This is a genomic window from Rhizobium sp. NPDC090275, from assembly GCF_044772225.1.
GTDB lineage: Bacteria > Pseudomonadota > Alphaproteobacteria > Rhizobiales > Rhizobiaceae > Rhizobium.
In genome coordinates, this window is the sequence record NZ_JBIVYL010000013.1 from 171,784 (window position 1) to 195,812 (window position 24,029).

21 protein-coding genes and 1 pseudogene are annotated in these 24,029 nt (G+C 60.6%); 12 read left to right on the forward strand and 10 right to left on the reverse strand.

Going from position 1 to position 24,029, the window contains the following annotated elements:
- Positions 1–354 precede the first annotated feature (354 nt).
- From ACIQUB_RS27265 to ACIQUB_RS27280, 4 genes are all read right to left on the reverse strand, one after another.
- On the reverse strand, positions 355–1,407 hold the full coding sequence (locus ACIQUB_RS27265; RefSeq protein ID WP_402934116.1) for a helix-turn-helix domain-containing protein: 1,053 nt from the start codon (positions 1,405–1,407) through the stop codon (positions 355–357).
- A gap of 377 nt (positions 1,408–1,784) precedes the next feature.
- Positions 1,785–2,846 (reverse strand): helix-turn-helix domain-containing protein, encoded by a 1,062-nt coding sequence (locus ACIQUB_RS27270; protein ID WP_402934119.1) that lies wholly within the window; start codon positions 2,844–2,846, stop codon positions 1,785–1,787.
- Positions 2,847–3,108: 262 nt separating this feature from the next.
- A complete protein-coding gene (locus ACIQUB_RS27275; RefSeq protein WP_402934122.1) occupies positions 3,109–4,551 on the reverse strand; it encodes an amidohydrolase family protein in 1,443 nt (480 codons plus the stop codon).
- A 107-nt stretch (positions 4,552–4,658) separates the two neighbouring features.
- A complete protein-coding gene (locus ACIQUB_RS27280) occupies positions 4,659–6,488 on the reverse strand; it encodes an SLC13 family permease (protein ID WP_402934124.1) in 1,830 nt (609 codons plus the stop codon).
- A gap of 389 nt (positions 6,489–6,877) precedes the next feature.
- On the opposite strand from ACIQUB_RS27280, the gene ACIQUB_RS27285 reads away from it, so the two are divergent.
- The 4 genes from ACIQUB_RS27285 to ACIQUB_RS27300 all read left to right on the forward strand — a co-directional run bounded on the left by ACIQUB_RS27285 (position 6,878) and on the right by ACIQUB_RS27300 (position 11,656).
- On the forward strand, positions 6,878–7,933 hold the full coding sequence (locus tag ACIQUB_RS27285; protein ID WP_402934127.1) for an alpha/beta hydrolase: 1,056 nt from the start codon (positions 6,878–6,880) through the stop codon (positions 7,931–7,933).
- A 140-nt stretch (positions 7,934–8,073) separates the two neighbouring features.
- On the forward strand, positions 8,074–8,595 hold the full coding sequence (locus tag ACIQUB_RS27290; protein ID WP_113176980.1) for a DUF1269 domain-containing protein: 522 nt from the start codon (positions 8,074–8,076) through the stop codon (positions 8,593–8,595).
- Between the two features lie 57 nt (positions 8,596–8,652).
- A complete protein-coding gene (locus tag ACIQUB_RS27295; protein ID WP_402934132.1) occupies positions 8,653–10,467 on the forward strand; it encodes an SLC13 family permease in 1,815 nt (604 codons plus the stop codon).
- 139 nt (positions 10,468–10,606) lie between these two features.
- The gene (locus ACIQUB_RS27300) at positions 10,607–11,656 is read left to right on the forward strand and encodes an AI-2E family transporter (protein WP_402934135.1); all 1,050 of its coding nucleotides are present in this window, start codon (positions 10,607–10,609) and stop codon (positions 11,654–11,656) included.
- A gap of 8 nt (positions 11,657–11,664) precedes the next feature.
- Here the strand turns inward: ACIQUB_RS27300 and ACIQUB_RS27305 are convergent, their stop codons facing one another.
- Entirely contained in the window at positions 11,665–11,970 is a 306-nt protein-coding gene (locus ACIQUB_RS27305) for a hypothetical protein (protein WP_402934137.1), read from the reverse strand.
- 440 nt (positions 11,971–12,410) lie between these two features.
- Entirely contained in the window at positions 12,411–13,292 is an 882-nt protein-coding gene (locus ACIQUB_RS27310) for a LysR family transcriptional regulator (RefSeq protein WP_402934140.1), read from the reverse strand.
- A 117-nt stretch (positions 13,293–13,409) separates the two neighbouring features.
- On the opposite strand from ACIQUB_RS27310, the gene ACIQUB_RS27315 reads away from it, so the two are divergent.
- Positions 13,410–13,628 (forward strand): hypothetical protein, encoded by a 219-nt coding sequence (locus ACIQUB_RS27315; RefSeq protein ID WP_402934143.1) that lies wholly within the window; start codon positions 13,410–13,412, stop codon positions 13,626–13,628.
- A 208-nt stretch (positions 13,629–13,836) separates the two neighbouring features.
- On the opposite strand, the gene ACIQUB_RS27320 is transcribed toward ACIQUB_RS27315, so the two are convergent.
- Entirely contained in the window at positions 13,837–14,997 is a 1,161-nt protein-coding gene (locus tag ACIQUB_RS27320; RefSeq protein ID WP_402934146.1) for an ROK family transcriptional regulator, read from the reverse strand.
- A 183-nt stretch (positions 14,998–15,180) separates the two neighbouring features.
- On the opposite strand from ACIQUB_RS27320, the gene ACIQUB_RS27325 reads away from it, so the two are divergent.
- The 7 genes from ACIQUB_RS27325 (at position 15,181) to ACIQUB_RS27355 (ending at position 22,012) form a co-directional block, all read left to right on the forward strand.
- Complete coding sequence (locus tag ACIQUB_RS27325) at positions 15,181–16,491, forward strand: extracellular solute-binding protein (protein WP_402934149.1); 1,311 nt, start codon at positions 15,181–15,183, stop codon at positions 16,489–16,491.
- A gap of 70 nt (positions 16,492–16,561) precedes the next feature.
- Positions 16,562–17,452: a carbohydrate ABC transporter permease gene (locus tag ACIQUB_RS27330; protein ID WP_402934152.1), complete on the forward strand. Its 891-nt coding sequence runs from the start codon at positions 16,562–16,564 to the stop codon at positions 17,450–17,452.
- A 3-nt stretch (positions 17,453–17,455) separates the two neighbouring features.
- A complete protein-coding gene (locus ACIQUB_RS27335; protein ID WP_402934155.1) occupies positions 17,456–18,373 on the forward strand; it encodes an ABC transporter permease subunit in 918 nt (305 codons plus the stop codon).
- 3 nt (positions 18,374–18,376) lie between these two features.
- Complete coding sequence (locus tag ACIQUB_RS27340; protein ID WP_402934158.1) at positions 18,377–19,501, forward strand: ABC transporter ATP-binding protein; 1,125 nt, start codon at positions 18,377–18,379, stop codon at positions 19,499–19,501.
- The gene (locus ACIQUB_RS27345) at positions 19,498–20,328 is read left to right on the forward strand and encodes a glycerophosphodiester phosphodiesterase family protein (RefSeq protein ID WP_402934161.1); all 831 of its coding nucleotides are present in this window, start codon (positions 19,498–19,500) and stop codon (positions 20,326–20,328) included. The genes ACIQUB_RS27340 and ACIQUB_RS27345 overlap by 4 nt, the downstream gene beginning before the upstream one ends.
- A gap of 20 nt (positions 20,329–20,348) precedes the next feature.
- On the forward strand, positions 20,349–21,179 hold the full coding sequence (locus ACIQUB_RS27350; protein WP_402934164.1) for a glycerophosphodiester phosphodiesterase family protein: 831 nt from the start codon (positions 20,349–20,351) through the stop codon (positions 21,177–21,179).
- A complete protein-coding gene (locus tag ACIQUB_RS27355; protein WP_402934167.1) occupies positions 21,176–22,012 on the forward strand; it encodes an inositol monophosphatase family protein in 837 nt (278 codons plus the stop codon). The genes ACIQUB_RS27350 and ACIQUB_RS27355 overlap by 4 nt, the downstream gene beginning before the upstream one ends.
- Before the next feature lie 95 nt (positions 22,013–22,107).
- On the opposite strand, the gene ACIQUB_RS27360 is transcribed toward ACIQUB_RS27355, so the two are convergent.
- The 3 genes and pseudogenes from ACIQUB_RS27360 to ACIQUB_RS27370 all read right to left on the reverse strand — a co-directional run.
- Entirely contained in the window at positions 22,108–22,875 is a 768-nt protein-coding gene (locus ACIQUB_RS27360) for an anti-sigma factor family protein (protein WP_402934169.1), read from the reverse strand.
- Entirely contained in the window at positions 22,872–23,399 is a 528-nt protein-coding gene (locus ACIQUB_RS27365) for an RNA polymerase sigma factor (protein ID WP_402934172.1), read from the reverse strand. Before ACIQUB_RS27365 ends, ACIQUB_RS27360 begins: the two co-directional genes overlap by 4 nt.
- 71 nt (positions 23,400–23,470) lie before the next feature.
- Positions 23,471–24,029, reverse strand: a pseudogene (locus tag ACIQUB_RS27370) (hypothetical protein); the annotation flags it as partial.

Consider the following 24,029-nt stretch of genomic DNA (forward strand, 5'->3'; position numbering starts at 1 on the left):
TATTGAATGCGAGGCTGCGATGAACGAGGCGAGAAAGAAACCAGAAAATCTGCCAGGAATTCCCATCCGTCACACTCCTGAAAGCGTCAATGGCCACGGCCGAAGCGGTGGACGGAACGCGAGTTCAGACCTTCCGCTCCGACGGCAGCACTCGAAGCTTATTTCCGCAGGGCATGGCCCGGAAAGCGGAAAATGCCGTTTAAACAGTGGTTTCGCGCTCATTCTCGCAGAAATGGATACCGTGCACGACGCTGGGATAAACTGCACAGGCAGGAGCGAGTGGCGACGCTGTGACAAACGCGGACCGCGCGGCGAGCGGTCCGGCAGTGCTTGGTAGGATGTTTGTCGGGGCGGCTAAGTGCGGCTCGCAATATCTCCGCTTGCCAGCAGAGAGCGCCAGGGAGGGCCGCCGCCTGCGAAATGGGCGGCGGAAAGTCTCGGCGCCTCGTTGGTCCGGAGCCATCCAGCCTCGCGGGCTTCCTTCGGCGTTATCCCGAATTCGCGACGGAACGTTCGGCTGTATGTCGATGGATCCATGAAACCCCATTCCTCGGCAATCAGCGAGATGGAGCGCTTATCTTTATCGTCGCCAAGGATTTCCCTGGTGCGCAGCAAGCGTTGGCGGCGGATGTAATTGGAAATGCCGCCGCTGGCCTCGAAAATCCGATAGAGCCGCGACCGCGAGATGTTCAGATCGCGGCACAGCTTTTCCGGCGATAGATCGCGCTTTGCGAGTTGCGCGGAAATGAGCTTCTTGGCGCGGGCCATGATCACGCCGTTGATCGGTCCCTCGGCTTCGACAAGGTGATCGCGCGATGGTGCAAGGCAGGCGGCGAGCAATGTGGTCGTTGCAACCGCGATATGTTCGGCATCTCGCTCCATCCTGTTGGGAAGCGAGCGGTGCAGTAGCTGGAGGTAATCCACGATCAGCGCTGCCATCTCGGGGCGAATAGCGAGGTCAAAGGGCTGCGAGAACGCAAAGTCGCGGGGAAGCAGCAGCGCAAGCGCGCCATCGTCCTCGCCTTCCGCCTCGTAGGGAGCTGCAAGGCAATGCCAGTGCAGTTGGCCGGGGACACTCGGGCCGCTATTGTCTGGAACCGTCAGCGGGACGCTGAGGATCCAGTGATCGAAAACGGGATCCTTCTTGTTGTTCCACCGACGGCGATAACCGGTGCCACGGTAATCCAGCGACATCAACGCAAGGCTTCCAAGCTGCCAGACCTGCTGGCGCGCGCTGAACGCACTGAACTTTTCCCGCAGCAGCGTGACATTCCCGAGATTGGAATTCCAGGATCGATAGAGATCAAACTGTTCGGCGGGCAGCGCGGCGGATGTGTCGATATCGACCACGCATGTGAGAGGGATTTGCCCCTCGTCCTTATCGGCAATATTGCTGTCGTGCTGCATGATCCGCCCTGCTGTTTGACGCCTATGACTGACAGAAGGTTGGTTGCCCGAAGGGGAGGATGTCGCGCGCGTTTACAGGCACGGTGTGGCGGATCGCCAATGCGCTTGCGGCTTTCATAAGCATTACTCCTTGTTCGAGGGTAATCACGAAGCGACGGCTCATCAGCAACAAGGTGCTGGCCGCGGGACCGGGAAAGCACGTTGGTCGAACTTAGAAAACAGAGTTGAGGCAGGGCATTAGTGGTTGCAACTCCGTTTCGATATCACGCAACTCTATCCATATGGTCGAATTTGAATATATGCTTTCCATCCCAATCCTGCGCAGGGTGTCCATTTCTGCCTCAACACTTGTAATGAACGAAATCTCGCCGAAATCTTCAGTTGCTCATCGACATGCCGAGGGAGTTCCTGATCAGGAGTGTGTTCAATGTCGGGTTGCTGCCGCTGGTTTGAGACATCTCACGCGAACCCGGATGCAGCAGTTCTTGCCAGCCTAGCGCCCGCACTTCCTTCGGAGACAGGCCGAATTCGCGCTTGAACATGCGGCTGTAAGTCGACGGATCGGTAAAGCCCATATTCTCCGCGATCTGCGCGATCGAGTGCACATTGGCGCTATCGGCCAGCGCGCGACGCGTCTCAAGCAGCCGTCTTCGGCGGATGTAGTTGGAGATTCCACCGGCGGGCTCGAAAATCCGGTAGAGGCGCGAGCGCGATACGCCGACACTCTTGCACAGATACTCCGGGCTCAGGCCCGGGTCGGCAAGCTTGGCATCGATCGCCCTGATGGCGCGGGTCGTTATCACGGCATCGATGGGAGCCTGTGCCTGCGCCAGCTTGTCATGAGACGGCGCGAGCACGGCTGCGAGCATGTGTATGGTCGCTTCGGCGACCCTTGCAACGTTGCTTCGGCGCAGATGAGTGAGATTGTGATGCAGCAGGATCAGATAGTCGGCGAGGAATTGGGCGTCTTCGTCCGCAATCTCGGGGGCTAGGGAGGTATCAAGCGTGTTGTACGGCAGAAAGAGCGCGAACAACCGCCCCTCACTCTCGCATGCATGCGGCGCCGTGAGGTTCTTTATGCCAAGCCTTCGCCTAGAGGAGCTCTCGGCGGTGCACGGCGCGTGGCTGTCTCTGACGCTGACCACCCAATTGTCTACGGCCGGCTTCTTCTTGTGCTCCCAGCGAAGGAGATGATCGGGAGACGCATCGATGACGGCAAAAGCAATATCTCCGAGCTGCCAGATTTTCTCCGTGGCCGCAAAGTCAATTACCTTGCCGCCCTTCAGGCTGACATCGAGGATGGACGAATGCCAGTCTCGGAAAACCTCGAACCGTTCCGGCGCGCGAGCGCGTGAAGTGTCACATTCGATCGCGCATCTCAGTGGTTCGTCCGCGAAGGCCGCGGCGGATGTCGACCCCAATTCTACCCGTGCATTCATGATGTCGCTCCTTGAACACGAGACTAAGCAAGCATGAAGTGACCAGTATCGACGCAGGCGGTGGTGCACCGAGAGGGAAGCTGATTTGCACCATGACGGCAATGTTGACTGTGTGCAGAAGGTAAATCTAAAGCGAAGATCACTAATACAATTCTTGCTATGTAAAAGAAAGACGCAAAGCGTGTCCATTTTCCCGGTTAACGTGTTTCCGGATGTGGGGGAACTGGGATCTGGCTGCCCCGCCCGTGAAAGGTCCGCTGTGTTAAAGGGTGTTCTTTTGCAGCCGCCCATCCTTCATGATCGCCAGGAAATTCTTCTGCGGATTTTCGACCAGGGTCAGATCTTCCGTCGGGTTGCCATCGACGACCACCAAGTCCGCCAGAGCGCCCTTCTCGATGACGCCGAGTTTGCCGGGGTAAGGATTGCGCATGTTGGAGAGTTCGAGCAGTTGCGCATTGCCTGATGTCGCCATCTGCAGCACCTCGGCGTTCTTGTACCAGTTGCTCAGATGGGTCAGCATGATGTTCTGCCGCGGTCCGAGTTCTGGAGAGAAGAGCACGTCCGATCCCCAGGCGGTCTTGATGCCGTGCTTGCGCGCATATTGGTAGAGCGTTGGGGTCCCGAGGAAAATCTGCTTGGCCCGCTCGACGCCGGGGCCGCTTTGAGACGCGGCATCCGCCATCGTCAGGAAGGGCTGGGTGCTGAGCCACACACCCTTTTCGGCCATCATGATCGCTGTCTCTTCATCGATCAGATGGGCATGCTCGATGCAGGTCACGCCTGCGCGCAGGGCGCGTTGAACGGCGCGGGTGGTGTAGGCGTGGAGGGCGACATAGGTATTCCAGTCCGCAGCAACGCTGGCCGCGGCGCGCAGTTCGTCCTCGCTGAAGGTGATCATATCAAGCGGGCTGCGCGGCGATGAAACACCGCCGCTGCCGACGATCTTCACCTGGGAAGCGCCCTGCAGAAGCTGCTCGCGTACCCGCAGCTGCAATTCGGCTACACCGTCGACGATCGCAGCGCCTCCAAAAAGTTCGCCGCTGCTTAGCTTGTTTCCGTCCCTCGGAATCTCGGTGGGAAGGCGCAGGTCGCCATGCCCGCCCGATGTGGTGATCATGGCGCCGGACGGATAGATGCGGGGTCCGGGGATGAGGCCAGCATCGATCGCTTGCTTGAATGAAAAGACGGGGCCGCCAAGATCGCGCACCGTGGTGAAGCCGCGCATCAGCGTGCGCTCGGCTTCGGCAGTCGATGCCGCGAAGACGATGCCGGGATCTCCGCCGAGGAGCAGGTTCAACGGAACCGCTGCGAAAATCGTGTGCCAATGCGCATCGATCAGACCTGGCATGATAACGCCGTTGCGGCAGTCCAGAACCGTCGCGCCGTCAGGCGGCGGCGCGTGGGAGCGATCGACATCGGCAATCTGGTTGTCGCTTATCAGCACCTGCACATTGTCGACAACCGTGCCGGCCTTGCTGTCGAAGAGCCGGGCGTTGCTCAAGAGGGTCGTGTTCGGTTTGGTCGTCGCTTGCGCGAGACCCTGCGTGGGCAGGGCACCGACCAGGGCGGTCGCCGCCAGGCCTGATAGGAGATCGCGTCGCGAGAAGGCTTCCAGCCGACGCGAAGCCCGTTCCAGGTCCGGATGCGAACAGCCGCAGCCCGCGTCGTGAACAAGGTGGCGATACTTTTCTCCCATCCGCAGCATGGGTTTTTCCTCCCTGGTTTTTGCGTTGCAGCCGATCTGGGTGGCCGCGACATGACCTGTAGTGACGCCCCTGAGGACGCAAAAAACACGACGGCATCGCCCTCGACCTAGAACGGCCAGATGAGCGGGACGATGAAGACGGCCACGACGAAAAACCAGGCGAGCAGCGGCAAACCCAGTTTCCAGTATTCGCCGAAAGTGTAGCCGCCGGGCCCCATAACCAAGGCGTTCGCCGGCGCCGCTATCGGCGTCAGGAAGGCAGCCGCCGCCGCGACGGCGATGCTCATCATCACGGGGCGTGGGGAGATGCCCATGCCGGCCGCAGCCGCAACCCCGATCGGGATCGCGATCAAGGCGGTCGCCATATTGCTGATGAGCTGTCCAAGCAGCGCGGTGAGGAGAAACAGACCCGCCAAAAGCATGGTCGGGCTGCTCTGCCCGAGAATATAGAGCAGGTGATTGGCGGCCAGTTGCGCCGCGCCGGTTTCCGTCATCGCGGTGGCGAGTGGCTTCATCGCCGCGACGAGCACCACGGTCGTCCCGCCGATCGCATTGTAGGATTGTTCCGCAGTCAGAATCCCCGAGAGGAGGATTGCTCCTGCCGCCAGTAAGCCTGCCACAGCCGGCGGCACGAGGCCGGTCGCAAGAAGAAGGATCATCGCAGCCGAGATCACGGCGGTACGCTTTGCGTCGCCGCCCATTGGCGCGGCTTGCCGACGAACGAGATCCGGGGAGCCTACGGTTAGCACATTCGGGTCGCTGAGGCGCGTGTCCAGCGCTTTCCAGGTTCCCTGCAGCAGCATCGTGTCGCCAGCGCCGAGCACGACGGCGCCGGTTTGGTTGTTTGCCTCGACGTCACCTACCGGCTCCCCTGCCTTCTGGACGGCGAGGACGATCAGATCGCCGCTTTCGGTCACCATGCCGGGGAAGACGCTTTGCCCGATCAGGCCCGATCGGGGTGGGATCGCCACCTCGGCCAATCCCGATTTGTGGGTGAAGAGGATGTCGTCGGCGCCTGCCGTCTGTTCGCGAAAGGACAGGTGCGTCTCCGCCGCGAACTTCGCGACGAGATCGGCATCGCCGCGCAGGAGAAGATGATCGCCTTCCGCGATGTGCGGCCGGTTGATCGGCCGGGCCGTGTCGCCCTCGTGAACGGCGACCAGCTGCATGCCCTCATGGCGCGCGACCTCGATTGTCGATGGCGTCTTGCCGACATAGTGCGAAGTGCCGCGAATGCGCAGGCGGTGGATGTCATTGCCGAGCCCATATTGCTCGACCAGCGTTCGCGCGTGCCGGCTGAAATCGGCGGGGATGGTTGCGCCATTTCGTTGCGGCAAAAGGCGCTCACCAAGCAGCACGATGATCGCCATGCTGCCGAAGAGCAGCGGAAGGCCGACCAGCGCGAATTCGAAGAAGCCGAAGCCGGTAACTCCAGCGTCGATGGCGGCGTCGGAGACAAGGACATTCACCGGCGTCCCCGTTAGCGTGAGCATGGAGCCGGCATGCGCCGCGAAGGCAAGCGGCATAAGAAGTTTCGAGGATTTGCGGCCAAGGCGCACCGCGATGACGATGACAACGGGTAGCAGCGCCACGACAGCCCCGGTCGTCCCGACAAACATCGCCAGGATCGCCACGAGGCTCATCATCAGGACGAGAAAGCGGGCGCGGCTCTTTTCGCCGGCGGCGCGGATCAGGTGCTTGCCGATCCAGGCGGTCACCCCGGTAATCTCGAGCGCCGAACTGACAACGAACAACGTTGCGATGAAGATGACGACAGGATCGCCGAAGCCTGCAAGTGCCTGGTCGAGACTGAGAATGCCGGATGCCCAGAGGGATAGGCACACCAGCATAGCGACGACCGCGACCGGCAGCTTGTTCCACACGAAGAGAACGATCGCTGCAGCGACGATGATCGCAACGAGGGCTACCGGACTCAATTCCACTATCCCTTTGAGAAGACCCGATCTTGAGACGATTTCAAAAGCGCGCTGATGGCCGATCAGAGCATGTGAAATCGGCCCACAGGATGAGCCGGGGGATACTAGATGTCATGAGCCAGGCGTCCCGAAGCTACGCCGTGCGTCCCGGAGTATTCCAGACCTGATCGATTTCGTGGCTGGCGCTATTGACCCCTTGTGAAGTCTGGAAGCAGGTGAACGTGACGGGTCGCGGAGCGAGTATTTCTTATGGTGACCACGCGTGCTGGCAAAGCGGTCTCGCATCGCCGCCCTGACGTTCCGAGGTAATAATGTGCTGGCGGCGGCTGTTCATCGTTCTGCTCCTCAATGCATGCCTAGTGACTTGCGCCGGCCCGCAGACGGGACTGTTGAACGTAACCCGTCCAGCGAAAGACACTGATCAGATCACGCTCATCGCGGCGACGACGCGGGCGCCTGTCGAGGATCCCGCGGTGCTCTACGGCGGCGAACGAGGCACATCCGTGTCCTACACCCGGATCGGGATTTCCGTTCCGCGCAATCGCAAGGCGGGCACGCTTGAGCTTCCGCGACGTTCTCCCGGTGATCCCGAACGGACCTTCGCCGCGACATCGGTAACCCATATCAATCGCGCGGATGTTGCGGCTGCGTTTCGTGCTCTGGGGCCCCACAAGCAGCGCGCCTTCGTCTTCGTGCATGGTTACAGCACGACTTTCGACCGCGCGGTGTTCCGCTTTGCGCAACTCGTGCATGATTCGGATGCGGATGCCGTCCCGATCCTCTTTTCATGGCCGTCGCGGGGGCGGTTTCTCGATTACAAACGCGACCTTGATAACGCATCCTACTCGCGATCGGATCTGGCAAACCTGCTTGAGGCCGCGATCGACAGCCAATCGATCAACGAGGTGGTGGTGCTCGCCCACTCCATGGGCGCCTGGCTCACGGTTGAAGCGATCAGGCAGGTCGCTCTGCGCCGCGGCGGCGTGCCGAGCAAAGTATCTAGCCTCATCCTCGCGTCTCCGGATCTGGATGTCGGCGTGTTTCGCCGGCAGGTGGAGGATATGGGGCCGAAGCGGCCCAAGATCACGATTTTCGTCGCGCGCAACGACTTGGCGCTTCGTCTTTCGCGGTTCATTGCGCGCGGAGATGCCCGTCTTGGCGGCATCGACCCTTCGCAGGAGGATTACCGCCAGGCCCTCTCGGATCTGCAGGGCGTCACGGTGCTGGATTTGAGCGCATTGAGTTCGGGCGATCGGGTCAATCACGCGCTATTCGCCACCAGCCCCGAGGCCGTTCGGCTGATAGGCGATCGACTGGTGCAGGGGCAGCAAATCTCGGACGCTGATGTCGCAAGGCCCACGACGGCGGTCGATGCTATCGGCGCGGCGGCGACCTTTGCGGTTGCCGCGCCGATACTGATCTTCGACATGGCGACCAGCCAATGAGACGCCCAGACAGAAAATGGGACGACCGGCGCAATATTGGGATTCGCCGCGCATCATTATTGCCGCGGCAATTGCTAGCGTAGTCGCGGCGCGTGCGCAGGTATCGCCAACGGTCGACTTTTCATCAAAAGGGTGCGGACATGAGCGATCTGATTTTCATCGGGTTCCCAACGGAAGCAAAGGCCGAAGAGGTGCGACAGAAGGTGCTGTCGCTGCAACAGGAATATCTCATCGAACTGGAAGACGCCGTTGTTGTCGTGAAGAACGAGAAGGCGCAGATCAAGCTCAATCAGATGGTCAATCTCACCGCGCGAGGCGCTGCCTCAGGCGCCTTGTGGGGAACGGTGATCGGGGCGATCTTCCTGATGCCTCTGGTCGGCACCGCGCTGGGCGCTGCTTCCGGTGCGCTTGCGGGCCAACTCAGCGATGTCGGGATCAACGACGAATTCATGAAGAAAGCGGCGTCGGCCTTGCAGCCCGGCACGGCGGGGCTCTTCCTGCTCGTGCGCAAAATGACTGCTGACAAGGTGTTGGCCGATCTCAGGGGTATTGGCGGCGAGCTTCTGCAGACATCGTTCGACGAGACCAGGGAAGCCGAATTGCGCGAAGCCTTGTCCGCGGCGCAGGCAGAAGCGGAGACGGCGCCCGTGGCAACTTCGTAACGTCGCCATGCATGGGAGGTTTCATCGATGCCGGGGTGCTAGACGGGGAGGCCCTGCTTGACGCCCATCCAGACAACCTGCTGCATCATCCTCGTGACGATCGTTCTCTTTGCGTGGAACAGGCTGCCCGTCATCGCCGTCGCCTTCGCGGCGGCGCTTTCGCTATGGGCTACGGGGCTGGTCACCCTGGATCAGGCATTGGCCGGCTTTGGTGACCGCGCCGTTCTTTTCGTCGCCAGCCTTTTCATCGTCAGCGCGGCGCTCGAGAGAACTGGCGTTACCGCGTGGTGCGGGCAAGCGCTCATCTCGCTCGCCGGCCAGAACAACCGCAGCCGGCTTCTGTTTGTTCTGATGATCTCCGTTGGGTGTCTCACGTCGCTCTTAAGCGGCAGCGGCGCCGTGGCGGCTCTCATCCCCATCGCGGTGTTTGCGGCGGTGCGGCTAAACCAATCGCCCGCGCAATTGCTGATGCCCTTGGCCTTCTCCGCCCATGCCGGGGCGAACCTGTTGTTGACAGGCGCTCCAAAGAACTTTCTCGTATCGGAAGCACTTGAAGATGCCGGGCTAGATGGCTTCGGCTTTACCGAGTTCGCCCTTGTCGGTGTTCCGCTTCTTGCCGGGACGGTCTTTATTATCCTGTTGCTGGGCAAATATCTGCTCCCCGCGCGGACGAATGCACGGCTGCCCGCTGATTTCAGCGGTCACGCTCAGACGCTGGTCGAGCATTACGGCCTTGAAGACGGGCTTTTCCGGCTCCGCATTCGACGGGTCTCGCCTCTCGCGGGTTTGCCCACTGAAAGCATCGATCTGGGTGCTGATAGCGATATTCAGGTGATGGCCGTCCAGGCCGCCGCATCCGGCCTTCCGGTTCGGGAGCGGGCGATGATCGCCGATGATTATCTGCTTGTGCGCGGAACCGCCCAGGCGGTCGCGGAGGTCGCCGCGCGGCTCCATCTTGCGGTTCGCGAGGATGCGCCGGTAGGGGGCGGAAGCACGGCTTTCAATAGCAGGTCCGGTCTAGCCGAGGTGATGATCCCGCCGCGATCCAAGCTGATCGGTCAATCGATGTTTCCGGGTCTTGCGACTGAGAGCGGCGACCTCGTCGTCCTGGCGGTGCATCGCGGCGGCGCAGAAATCGACTATGCCAACCCTGTGCTCAAGGCCGGCGATACGATCCTGCTCGAAGGAAGCTGGGAAGCGCTCGATCTGCGCCTGGATGATCCCGATGTGCTCGTCGTCGATTCCCCCGACCTCGTTCGTCGCCACGCCGTGCCGATGGGGCCGGGCGCGAAGGTCGCCGTGGCGACGTTGGTCGGGCTGGTCGTCATGCTGGCATCGAACGTCGTGCCACCGGCCGTTGCAGGCATCCTGTGCGCCTGCGTCCTTGTTGCCTCGGGCGCGATAACGGTGGAGCAATCCTATCGCGCGGTTCACTGGACGACGGTCATCCTCATCGGCGCGATGATGCCGATCTCGACGGCGATGATCCAATCAGGCACGGCGAAGTTCGTCGCCGACGAACTGGTCTCCGCGCTCGGCTCGGCCGGACCGGGCGCTCTGGTCGCCGGTCTCTTCGTGCTCACGGCCGTTCTCGGCCAAGTCATGAGCAATACGGCGACGACGATGCTGGTCATTCCGATCGCAATGGCGGCTGCAGCAGCGATGCATATCCAGCCGCACCCGGTGCTGATGAGCCTCTGCATCGCCGGATCGGCATCCTTCATGACGCCGATCGCGACGACGACCAACATGATGGTCATGGGCGCGGGCGGCTATCGGTTCGGCGACTACTGGAAACTCGGCACGCCCCTGATGGCGTGGTTCTTCGTCGTGGCCGTCTTCCTAGTCCCGCTTATATGGCCGTTCAACTAGGTGTGGGCGGGACGCGTGCAGTTCATCATCACGCAGATTAGAGACGTCAGGCACGCTTTTGGGACAGGCAACCGATTGCCCGCCCAATGATATTTGTGAGGATGGTCGCTCGAAGGCAATCGGAGAGGATGTCGACTGGATGAATAGCCGAGCGGTTATCACTCTCCTGGCGATCCTTGCTGCGATAGCAATCTTGTGCGTACTCCGGATGGCTGCCAGCGTTTTCGCTCCCGTCGCCGGCGCGCTTTTCATCATCGGTCTCGTCTGGCCGCTTCAGCAGAGCTTGCAGCGGGCTCTCCCCAAGCTGTTGGCGCTTGCGGTGGTGGTCGCGGTGATCGTCTGCATCTTCATCGCTCTCGCCTCGATATCGGCCTGGGGCTTCGGGCGCATCGGCCGCTCGGTCGTCGGCGATGCCGCTCGCTTCCAGCTGCTCTATGGCGATCTCGTCCAATGGCTCGACGGGCACGGCATCGTCATCGCCGGCGTCTGGGCGGACTATTTCAGCTTCAGTTCGCTGCTCCGCGTGCTGCAGGGAGCGACGGCCCGCTTGAACACGATGATCTCCTTCTGGATCGTCGTCGTCGTCTATGTGCTCCTGGGGCTGCTCGATACCGAAGCCATCGCCCGCAATATTCGAAACGCTCTGAGCGACGATAAGGCGGATGCGATCGTCGGCGGTGCATTGCAGACGGCAGCCAAGCTGCGGCGTTACATGGCGGTGCGCACGGTGATGAGCCTTGCCACCGGCACGCTCGTCTGGGCGCTGTCCGCGCTCTTCGGGCTGCGCTTTGCCGCAGAATGGGGCGTCATCGCCTTCACGCTGAACTATATCCCGTTCATGGGGCCATTCGTGGCGACATTGCTGCCCAGCGCCTACGCCCTGGCGCAATTCGGCTCACCGGAGGCCGCGATACTCATCTTCGCCGGGCTCAACATCATACAATTCGTCATTGGAAGTTACATCGAACCGCGCGTTGCGGGTTACGCGCTCGCGATGTCGCCATTCCTCGTGCTGTTTTCGGTCTTTTCATGGTCGTTCGTCTGGGGTGTGTTCGGCGCCTTCATCGGCGTGCCGATCACGATCGCGCTTCTTACCTTCTGCGCACGGTTTTCCTCGACGCGCTGGATAGCGGAAATCTTGGGCGCGCCGAGCGAACAAGAGGACAAACCTCCATCAGGCTCAAGCTGATCGGATGTCTATCGGCGAAGTCTGGTCATGCGGATCACGCGGCCGGTGTGAGCGCTCAGCGCGATCTCGAAATCGCTGCTGCCACGCCTTGCGTGATAGATGAAAGTCCTGCCCCTGCAGTCGACGCGGCGCACATTGCGGAAACCGCGGTTCTGAAGGAGTTGTTGCCCCTGCCTGCAGCTGATCGCGCGGCCGAAGTTGAGATCGGAACCGACGTGAATGTTGACAGTCACGGCATAAGCCGGGGCCGGCGGCGACGCTGTCAGCGCCATAAAGGAAGCCAATGCAAACGCAGTCCATATGTTCAGGCGCATCTACCTCTCTCCATTGATGAAAAGCTCCGCGAGATATTTGCCGTGTTGAAGCCTTGTCAATGAGTGGTCATGGCACGTGATTACATTAGGGACGTGGCGCCCACCTCTTGGACGATTTACGCATGTGAAATGTGTTTATTGTTTCGCTTTGCGCCACCCGCATGCGTGCCAGCCGCCCGTTCGCCTGCTCGGACCTGAAGAGAGGGGCGGGCGTCTACGGCATCATGGAGTTCCTTCAGATGCAAGGTTGGCTGCGACCGGGAGGTGGCGCCAATTGCCGCTTACGGGCGCTATAGGTCTCCGTCTTGCGCGCAGCCGGCCTGCCGCGCGGCTGAATCAGTATTTTCGATGCCGGCGGATCGTGGCTGGTGTTAGTTGTTGCCGACAAAGCCGGTGTAATTTGCGGGCAAGATATCAGCTCGGTTCGCTTGGCTTTGATCTCATTCCACTGCCAAGTATTCCACGAGGCGTCTCGCGTGAACAGGCAGGCCAGCGAAGTTCCGCGAGCACACCAAGAGATGGCGCAGGGCCCAAGCGTCCGAAAGTGGTACGATGCCAATCGGAAACTCTTCCTGATGTCGCTTGGCATAGATGTCAGGAACGATCGCCAGTCCGATTCCGCTGGCGACCATCGCGAAAATGTCCCCGAAGCTGTGAAGGCGGATGCGTAGCTTGAACTGTCGGCCTTCGCGCGCGGCATGGGTCGCAAGATGCCCCTGCAATGCGCTGTCAGAAGGTAGTCCGACGAAGGGTTCGTCAAGCAAGTCGCGAAACGCCACCGATGTCCGTTCAGCCAAAGGGTGGTCCCGAGCCGTGATCAAAACGAGTCTGTCGGTCTTGAACGGCCGGGTCTCGAGCGAACCTGTGTCCGTTGTGTCAGCAGCGATGCCAAGATCGGCTAAACCTGCAGCGACGGCGGCAACGACATCAGGGCTCTGGCGCTCCTCGAGGTCAACATCAATTGTCGGATGGTCGACAAGGAAACGCCGAAGGGCTTCCGGCAGGTGGGCCATCGCGGCGCGGCCGGACAAAAGGCGAATCTGGCCTCGTAGTCCTTTCGCGTAGATTTGCAGATCACCGCGCATCTGCTCCATTTGCCCAAGCACGATGCCGGCGTGGTGGGCAAGGGCTTCCCCCGCCTGTGTTGGCCGCACGCCACGCGCACCACGGTGCAAAAGTGGAACTCCGCTCATTTCCTCCATTCCGCGGATGCGCGCACTAGCGGATGCCAAGGCCATCCCAGCACGTTCAGATCCTTGTGTGATGCTATGCGCCTCCACAATATGGAGAAACAAGCGAAGATCGGTCATGTCGAAGCGCACACTTCCCTCCGGTCAAGCCCCTTCGGATTTTCCGAAGGCTTCCCTTGTATCTTCCACATTGTGCCGTGTCGCCTGGGAAAGATGATGCGGTCATCATTTGCAAGGCGAGGAGATACTATGGACACGACCGACAAAATCCTGCGAGCTTTCATATTCAGGCTGCTACTTCTCGTGCTGGCTGTCTTTGCGGCGCGCCACCTGCCTGATCACGGCCTGAGGACGGTTCGCGCCGAGCCGGTCGCGTTAGCCGCTGCTGATCAAGTGGAGTGTGCCCTGGAAACGTCGTCTTTCGACAAGGCCAACGATAAGCTTGACGACATGCTTTTGCATGATTGACGTCGTGATCTGGCAACGCCGCCCCGGTTGAGGTTAAACGCTTTGAAGGTGCCGCCGGCGAGGGAAACGACCTATGATCGCGGCCATAACGCCGTTCTGATAGTTACGGATGCGCAAGTCATGCCTTGACGGCAGGTGGGTATCGCCGAAACTGCGAAGGCGAACCGGGTGCCGGGCTTTTCCTGGAAAATGATCGTTCACCTGAACGCTAATAAAACATCCGGCGGAACGGCATGATGGCAGCCCCCATGGCAGCAGCGTCGCTCGCGATTTCCGATATGATCAGCTTTGGGCCACCGCGGTGTACGCCATAGCGGGGACGGTCGAAAATCTTCGTCCGCTCGATCAGCATGGACGCCAGGACGGGCGGGATCTGGCCGCCGAAGACGATCGCCTGCGGGTCCAGCGTGGCGCGGATGGCATTGACGAGGCGGATATAGGCCGGCGTCACCTCGTCCACCCACTCCGATACGCCGGGCCAATTGCGATCGAAATGGCGGCGCATATAGTGGATTGAGGGAACGTCGATGCCATTCCCGTTCACCCGGTCGATCAGATATTGCAGGGCGGGACGGCTGTCGGACTCGATCTCATCATACAGGCCGGAAAATTCGCCGGCATTGCCATTGCCGCCTTGCAGCAGCTCCCCGTCGATAATGACGCCGCCGCCGAAGCCGTAGTTGAAGCTTAGATAGGCGAAATGCCGGATAAAGCGGCCGATGCCGAACATCGATTCCGCAATGGCCCCGGACTTTCCGCCGTTGATCACCCATGCCGGCCGATCGAACAGCTCCGTGATGATCGGCCCGAGTTCGATCATCGACCATTCGTGAAGCGGGAGCGGCGCGTTGTGACGTGTGCCATCGACGTGGTAGCCGGCGATTGCAAAGCCGATGCCGAAGAAATTGTCCTCGGCAAGATTGTTCTGGCGCTGCAACTCCTCGACCTGCTGCTTCACCAGATGGAGAGCGTGGTGCATCGTCAATTCACGCAACGGGACTTCACGCTCGCCAAGAATTTTTCCGGCTAGATCGATGAGGCAGATGCCGATGATGTCGGTGTTGACCGAGATGCCGCAGGCATAGGCGTGGGCGCCGTTCAGGTTCAACATCGGGCTTGGTTGACCGCGTCCCAGGCCCGGTTTCGCTGATCCGAGCAGGATGACATCACGCTCGGCAAGGTGATCGAGGATGCGATGGATGGATTGCTGCGTCAGGTCGGTATGGCCGGTGATTTCCGATCGGGAGATGCCGGGATTGCGCCAGATCAGCTGCAACAACTTGCGCTCGTTGGACGAAACAACCGTCGTCTCGTGCAGTCGCAGAAAGCGTGGGGCAATCAATGCCTCCGGTACGTAAACACCTGCCAAGCCCAGAAACCTTACTGCAAAAGTGTAATAATCGCATTGCCCTTGATGCAACCTAAGCCTGATTACCGGCGAATAACGGTTCTTTCAAGCGATTTCAGCCGTCATGTAAATGTTACACACAAAGTGTAGTAAGCCGCCGTCAGAGATCGAGCGAGGCTCGGTCGACCCGAAAAGACGAGGGCGATGATGAACAAGTTTACTTTGGCGGCCATAGCCGCCGTAATGGCCGGGGCAGGCTCGGCCCAGGCGACGAATATCGAATTCTGGTACGGCAATACCGGTCCAGTCGAGACCGCGATCAAGGCTCAGTGCGACGCGTTCAATGCTTCTCAGAGCGAGCATCATGTCAACTGCGTCGGCCAGGGCTCCTACGAAGTGTCGATGCAGAAGGCGATTGCCGCCTATCGCGCCAAGAACCACCCGGTGCTGATCCAGTTCTTCGACGCCGGCACGCTCGATCTGATGCTCTCGGACGCCGTCGAACCGGTCCAGGATCTGATGCCCGATGTCAAGTGGGACCAGTATATCGCCGGCGCCCGCGCCTATTACGAAACTTCCGGCGGCAAGCTTTTCGCCCAGCCGTATAACTCTTCGACGCTGCTGTTCTACACCAACAAGACTGAGCTTGAAAAAGCTGGCATCACCGAGACCCCGCAGACCTGGGAAGACGTGATCGAAGCCGCGCGCAAGCTCAAGGCCGCCGGCCATGCCTGCCCGTTCGTCACCGATGGCGACACCTGGCGTGTGCTGGAGCAGTTCTCCGCTCGTCACGGCCTGCCGATCGCCACCAAGCACAACGGCTATGATGGTCTCGATGCGGAATATGTGATCAACACCACCTTCGCCGCCAAGCACCTCGCAAACCTGCTTGAGTGGCGCAAGGAAGGTCTCGTTCGCCTGGCTGCGGATACCAAGGCCGGCAATTACACCGCCGCCTTCAATGCCGGCGAATGCGCGATGATGGAGCAGTCTTCCGGTTCCTACGCCGCCGCTGCCAAAGCATTCGACGGCAAGTACGAGCTCACCGTCACCATGGCGCCGATGTACAAGGGCTACGAGCGCCACAACACCTTTGTCGGCGGCGCCTCCATCTACATCATGAAGGGTCACGACAAGGCCGAGATCGACGCCGCCAAGGCTTTCCTCGACTTCCTGCGCAAGCCGGAACAGCAGATGTTCTTCACTGCCAACACCGGTTATGTGCCCGTCACCACCGACGTTCTCGATGCGATTGCCAAGAGCGACGAGGCGAACTCGCCGAAATACGCCACCGCCAAGGTTGGCGTTGAATCCATGAACCAGCCGGCAACGCCTGATACCCGCGGCATCCGCCTCGGTTTCTACGTGCAGTTCCGTGAGGTCTTCATGGAAGAAACACAGAAGGCCTTTGCCGGCCAGCAGACCATGCAGGTCGCGCTCGACAACACCAAGAAGCGTGGCGACCAGCTGCTGCGCCGCTTCGAGCAGACCTACAAGGGCAAGAAGCTTCCCTGATCCGTTCGCTCAGCCTTCGTCGCATGGGGCGTCTTCGGCCCCATGCCTTCTCTTTTTTGGAAGTGCCTTCATGTCGTCGGATTCCTCTCTGTTCAGCCATCGCTGGCTGCCGGCTCTTCTGCTGGCCCCCATGATGCTGCTGATTGTGCTGTTCTTCTATGTGCCGGTCTTCCAGGCCTTCTATTGGTCGTTCTTCCTTGAGCAGCCTTTCGGTGGCGGCTCGGAATTCGTCGGCCTGCAGAATTTTCAGCGCGTGCTCGGCGATCCAGAATTCTGGGCGGCCACCGGTCGCACGGTCATCTTCATGCTGACGGCATCGTCGCTCGCGGTCGTCGTGCCGCTGATGCTGGCGATTGCCGCGGACAGGAAGATCGGTCTCTCCTATGCGGCGCGCAACATTCTCGTCTGGCCGAAGGGCATTGCCGGGGCGTCGATCGGCGTCGTCTTTGCCTTCATCTTCAACCCATTCGTCGGCTTGATGGCTCCACTAAACACGCTGTTTCCTGGCCTTTGGAACCCCGGCATCAACGGAACTGACGCCTTCGTGACGCTGGTCGCCGCGCATGTCTGGAGTGGCATTCCGTTCAATTTCGTCATCCTCTTGGCCGGCCTGCGCTCGATCCCGCCCACGATGTATCAGGCGGCCGCCATGGATGGCGCCGGCCCGTGGCGCCGCATCTTCGATGTGCAACTGCCGCTGATCATGCCGCAGCTGTTCCTGACCTTCGTTCTGGAATTCACCGAAAGCATCACCTCCGTCTTCGCGCTGATCGACACCATTACCGGCGGTGGTCCGGGCGGCTCGACGACGCTGCTCGTCTACAAGATCTATGTCGATGGTTTCCGCGGTTTCGATCTTTCCGGCGCCTCCACCCAGACGGCCATCCTGATGGTCTTCGTCCTTATTCTCGCAGCCTGCCAGTTCTATTTCCTCGGCCGGCGCATCAATTACGAGCGCTGAGCCATGGTCGAAAACGCACGCTCCATCAACATCGTTGCCAGTATCCTGCTTGCCATCGGGATCCTCTATATTGTCGGGCCGCTATACCTGACGCTCTCCACTGCCTCGCAGTCCTATGAATACATGCTGCGCAACGGCCTCGCTTGGGTGCCGGGCGGCGAGCTGTTCACCAACATGGGCAAGGTCATCCACGATACGCGCATCCCGATCCAGATGCTCAACAGCTTGATCGTGGCCTTCTCCAATGCGCTGGCCACCTGTGTCCTGTCCTTTCTCTCGGCCTATGCGATCGTTTATTTCCGCATTCGCTGGGCGGGCGTCGCTTTTGCACTGATCCTTGCGACCATCATGCTGCCGCTCGATATCCGCGTCATCACCACCTATCAGGTCGCCTCGAACATCTTCTCGCCGCTGAATGCGGTTCTCGATTTCAGCGGGCTCAACAGCCTTGTCGAAATGGCTTTCGGCGCGCCCGTCCACCTCGAACTCAGCGTGCTCGACACCCACTTCGGCCTGATCGCACCGCTTGTCGCACATGGCACCGGCACCTTCCTGTTCCGCCAGTTTTTCATGACGCTGCCGAAGGATCTGTTCAAGGCGGCCCGCATGGATGGGGCAGGGCCGATCCGCTTCCTGATCGATATCCTGCTGCCGCTTGCCCGCACCAGCTTCGCCTCGCTGTTCGTGCTCACCTTCCTCAGCGGTTGGACGCAATATCTGTGGCCGCTGGTCGGCGCCTCGACGCCTGACATGCAGACCGCCGTCGTCGGCCTTGCCCGGCTCGTACCGGATGCCGACGGCCAGGTGCCCGATTTCCCGATGATCATGGCCGGCGCCGTGCTCGTCTCCCTCGTTCCCCTCACGATGATCGCTCTGCTGCAGCGCTTTCTCGTCCAGGGCCTCGTTCTTTCGGAGAAATGATCCATGACCGCCATCGACACCGCCATTCGCGCCGCCGCGGCCGAGATCGATCTTATCGGCGTCACCAAGTCCTATGACGCCAAGAACACGATCATCCCGCCGATCGACGTGACCTTGCGCCCCGGTGAATTCACCGTCGTGCTCGGCCCGTCGGGCTGCGGCAAGTCCACGCTGTTGCAGATGATCGCCGGGCTGGAACGTGTCTCGGGTGGCAAGATCGTCATCGGTGGTCGTGAAGTGCAGGATCTGGAGCCGAAACATCGCGGCTGCGCCATGGTGTTCCAGAACTACGCGCTTTATCCGCACATGACCGTCGCCGAAAACATGGCTTATAGCCTGAAGGTGTCAGGCGTCTCCAAGACCGAGCGCACCAAGCGGGTTGCCGACGTCGCCAAGATGCTCGGCCTTGCCGATTTCCTCGCCCGCAAACCGGGCCAGCTCTCTGGCGGTCAGCGCCAGCGTGTGGCGATCGGCCGAGCCATAATCCGCGAGCCCGGCGTGCTGCTGTTCGACGAGCCGTTGTCCAATCTCGATGCGCAGTTGCGCCACGACATGCGGGTTGAACTTGCCGAACTACATCGCCGCATCGGCGCCACCAGCGTGTTCGTCACCCATGATCAGGTCGAGGCGATGACGCTTGCCGACCGTATCCTCATTCTCAACAAGGGTCATATCGAGCAGTTCGATACGCCGAAGGCGATCTATCACAATCCGGCCTCCGTCTTCGTCGCCAAATTCATCGGCTCTCCGCCGATGAATATCTTGGACGTCGAGGGCGATGGTCAGGTGCTGCGGCTGGCCGATGGTCAGGTGGTCGCGAATTACGCCGGCACCGGCACGTTCCAGCTCGGTATTCGACCGGAAGATATTGCCGTCAATGACGGCGGGTCGATTAAGACGGAAATCCGGTATCGCGAAGACCTTGGTTCCCACGAGATTCTCGAAACCAGGATCGCCGAGCAGGGCCTGCGGATAGCCATGCCCTTCGGCGTTGAGATCGATACATCAAGGACGCTGTCGCTCTCCTTCCCTGAGGCGCGTCTGCATCTCTTCGATGGCCAGACCGGTCGCGCCATCTCCAATGCCTTCCGTGAAGCGAATTCGGCTTCGGTGAAAGAATACCAGTGAACTACAGCGAATTTATTGCCGACAAGACCCGCGATTGCGCCGTGGTCGCGCATCGCGGCATCTGGCGCAATGCACCTGAGAACAGCCTGTCCGCCATCGAACGCGCCGTTGCCGAAGGATACGATGTCGTCGAGATCGACGTTCGCCGCAGTGCCGATGGTGGGTTGTTTCTGCTGCATGACGAAACGCTGGAGCGCATGGCCGGGCTCGACCAGAGGCCGGAAGCTCTCGCATCAGGCGACCTGGCGGTGCTGCGTCTGCGCAATCGGGATGGCGGTGATGGCAATGACTTCACGCTCGAGAAGCTGCCGCGCCTCGCCGAAGTGTTCGAGCTCACGCGCGGGCGCATCTTCCTGCATCTCGACGTCAAGGAACGCGAGGCCATCCCTGAAGTGATCGCTCTCGCCAAGGCGATGGGCGTCGAGCAGCAGGTCGATTTCTGGGCCGCGTTGAAAAGCGAAGAGGACCTCCACTGGATCCGTGAAACTGTCCCGCCGCATGACGTGCTGTTTATGGCCAAGACCCGGCTCAACGTGCCTGATGCCGCTGCGCAGATGGCGCTTCTCGGCGAACTGATGCCTGGCGTCTGCGAGGTCTACTTCGACGACCTTCGACAGCTCGCCGCACTCAACGACATCAGATGCCGAAACGGCATGGCGCTCTGGGTCAATACCCTCGACAGCGTTGCCTGCGCCGATTTCACCGATACTGCGGCCCTTGCCGATCCCGATGCCGTCTGGGGTCGTCTGATCGACGCCGGCATTTCGGTCATTCAGACCGACGAGGCAGCCGCACTCAAATCCTATCTCGCGGCTCGCCGCGCCTGACTGACCCAAGGAAGAATGAAATGACGCATTACGTAGATTATATCGCCGACCAGAAACGCGATCCCGCCATCGTTGCCCATCGCGGTGCGTGGCATGGCGCGCCGGAAAACAGCCTCGCGGCCATCGAGCGCGCGATCGCCGTTGGCGCCAACGTCGTCGAACTGGATATCCGCAAGAGCGCCGATGGCGAACTCTTCATCATGCATGACGAGACGCTGCTGCGCGTGGCCGGCATCGATCGTGATGCCGAAACCTTCACGATGGCCGAGTTGCAGGCGATTGCGCTTCGGGAAGACGATGGCGGCGAACACCGCGCCGCGACGGACCAGCGCATCCCGACCTTGAAGCAGGCGCTCGAAATCATCCGCGGCCGCATCTTCGCCGATCTCGACCTTAAGGATCGCGGCCTGTTTCCCGAAGTCGCCGCCTGCGCGCGCGAGATGAACGCCGCATCCTATGTGGACCTCAAGACCCGCGTCATGAGCCGCGAGGAACTGGACTGGGTTCGCGCTCAGGATATCGATGGTGTTGCCTTCATGGCGATGTCGAAATTCACGAAAGAGGGCATTCACGACACCATGGCGCTGCTGTCTGAAATCAAGCCGTTCATGTGTGAAATGCGCTTCGACAGTCTCGAAACCATCAAGACCCACCGCCAGATGTTTCGCGATGCCGGTATGGCGCTGTGGACGAACACGCTCAACATGGAAGCCAGTGGCGAATGGGTGGACAAGACGGCGCTTGTCGATCCCGACCGCATCTGGGGCACGTTGATGGACGCCGGCATCAGCGTCTTCCAGACCGATGAGCCGGAAGCGCTCAAGACCTATCTGGAGGCGCGCCGCGCATGAAAACCATCAACGACGAGCTGCTCGGTGAGCTGATGAGTTACGTGCGCGAGACGGCGGCGGGAGAAATCTTGCCGCGCTTCCGGCCGGTTTCGTCAGACAGCATTCGCGCCAAGACGATGGCCGACGATATCGTCACCGATGCCGATATCGCATCAGAGCGCTTGCTCAGCGAAAGGCTGACGGCGCGCCTGCCCGGGATCACCATCATCGGAGAAGAGGCCGTTTCGGATAACGCTTCCATTCTCGAGCGCCTTGCTGATGCCGAACTTGCCGCCATCATCGATCCGGTCGACGGCACATGGCATTTCGCCCATGGCACGCCGATGTTCGGCAGCATTCTGGCCATCGTATCCGGTGGCAAGACTATTGCCGGCATCATTCATTATCCGGTGTTGGGCGATTTCCTGGTCGCACGACCGGGTGAGGGCGCATGGCACGTGGCGGCAGACGGTGCCCGCACGCGCCTCTCGGTTGCCGCGCCAACGCCGGTGAACGAGATGCACGGTTTTATTCCGCTCCACATGTTCCAGTCAGATCTGCGGAGCAAACTTGCGCCGAGGCTGTTGAAATTCCTGCGGGTCACGACATGGCGTTGTTCAGCGTGGGAATACCGTATGCTGGCAACAGGGGCGATGAGCTTCTGCCTCAACGAGAGCCTGAAGCCCTGGGATCACGCTGCCGGTGTCTTGATCCACGCGGAAGCGGGCGGTCATGCTGCAACCGCAGCAGGTGAAGCATATCGCCCAACCATGACGCAAGGGCATCTGCTGGCAGCGCCGGACGAGAGGTCGTGGCATGCCATTCGCGAGGCACTGTCGATGGATCAGGTGTAGTTCGTCTCTGTGTTCTTCGTCGCAGATATCGGCATCAGCACAAGAAACCCGTCAACATCACGGTAATATTCTTCGGCTCGCAACTCGGTCGCACATCAGATCTGGGATCGTATCTCGTCGGCAAGCGTGTGCAGATGTTCCGAGCTGATTGCGCCGACGAGGCTGTAGCCGAGCCCATTCCTGGCCCAGCTCCATCCACGGATGTCGCGCTGGTCGCTCGGGACCATTGGCTTGTCCTGGTCAACCTGCATGCGCCGGGTCAGCATGACCAATCGGTTTCCCTTGTCGTCGTCATACATGAGCATGAGCCCTGATCCATGCGGCGTCGGGACAACGCGGCCGCCCATCAGCCGGTAGCCGGCCTTGCTGAGATCGGGGATCGTGGCGGTGCCACCGATCGTTGCGGAAGCCAGGATTCTCAGATCATCGCCGCTGTCTGCTCTGACCTCTACTGGTCGCAGCCGATCAGCGGCAAACGTGCTGTAACTCGCAGACGCCTCCTGTGCCAAGGCCGCGACGCCTTCTGTCGGAGGCATGCTGTAGCCCTTCAGTAGCCAGCCACCCGAAGCGCCGATTGCCAATAGAAGGACTGCGGCAGCAGCCATTGGCGCAAAACGACCTTGCTTCGCTGGTCGCTGTTTCTCGATGATGTTGGCGAGATTCAGCCGGCTTGGGATAGGCTCGACTGCGATCTGGCCGAGAGCCGATCTCAGCGCTGCGGCATCTCTCTGATAGGATGAGATGCGCTTCGCGGCGTCCTTGTTCGTCTCAAGAAATGCAGCCACGTCCTGATGCCGTTCTACATCCAAGGCGCCGTCGACAAAGGCCTGAAGGTCATCCTCGTTGATCGGTCTCTTTGTCATTTGACCCTCCGAATAAATGGACCAACAGGTTTGGCGTTCGTTGGTTTGGTCTCGAGGATAAGCCTCAACTGCTCCCGCGCACGAGACAAGCGCGACATGATGGTTCCGACGGGTACGTCTAGGACGGTCGCCGCCTCGGCATAGCTCATGTCCTCGACCGCCACCAACAACAGGATGCTCCGATAGTCGGGGGGCAGACGCTCGATGGCCGCAAGAACATCCTGGCCGAACAATGTGCTGTCCTGACTGGCATCCACCGCCGCTGTGGCCTCCGGCATCTCGTCGATCGTGACGATGCCGCCGCGTCTGGCGTCCTGTCGTATCCTGTTGACTGCGAGATTGTGAAGGATGGCGAACACCCAGGAGCGCGCATTGTCATCCCGTCGGCGCGCCCAGTTCGCGACGACCCGCTCAAGGCAATCCTGGACGATGTCATCAGCCGCCTCGCGATCGCGGATCAGGCCGCGCGCGTATCGCCTCAGCGCCGGGATCATCGGCTCTACCTGTGTCAGCAGATCATCCATGTCTCAAATCCTCGGGGGTGAATGGCCCGCAGTCAAGCCGCGGGCCATCGGTTTACCCCGGTCGGTTCACATCAATCGGCCTGCACCTGCAGGACCTTGCCGGGCTTGCCGTCAACCGATGAGGCGACGACGATATACCTGCGCTCGTCCTTGTGCTTGGACTCGACGATCTGCCGGATCGGGCCAACCGCGTTGACGATCGCCGAGCCTGCCGGGTTCGTCATGAAGTTCGACAAGCCCTGGAGGGGGCCGCTGCCATCGGCCTTGTCGGAGAGTGCCAGCACGTACATCGTTTTCGGTTCCAGACCGGTCACGGATGCCTGCAACACCTGCGTCAGCCCCTGGTCGAAGAGCGTGACGCTCGTCGGCGCCGTCTTTTGCTTGTCGCCCTTTGCCGACAGCGTCAGATGAGCGGCGACGCCGGCGGTGCCGAGCGGCTGCAGGTTCTGCATGCCGTCGCCTTCAGGAACGGCATTCGGCACATAGTTGACGGCCTGCGCCGCCTGGCCGATCGGGATCGTCGCGATGACCTCATTAGGCTCAGGACTCGTTAAATCAAATCCAGAAGATGACAATGGCTGCGATGCATATGGTTGAGAAGAAGGTGTGGGCGCAGCGATCGTATCTGGT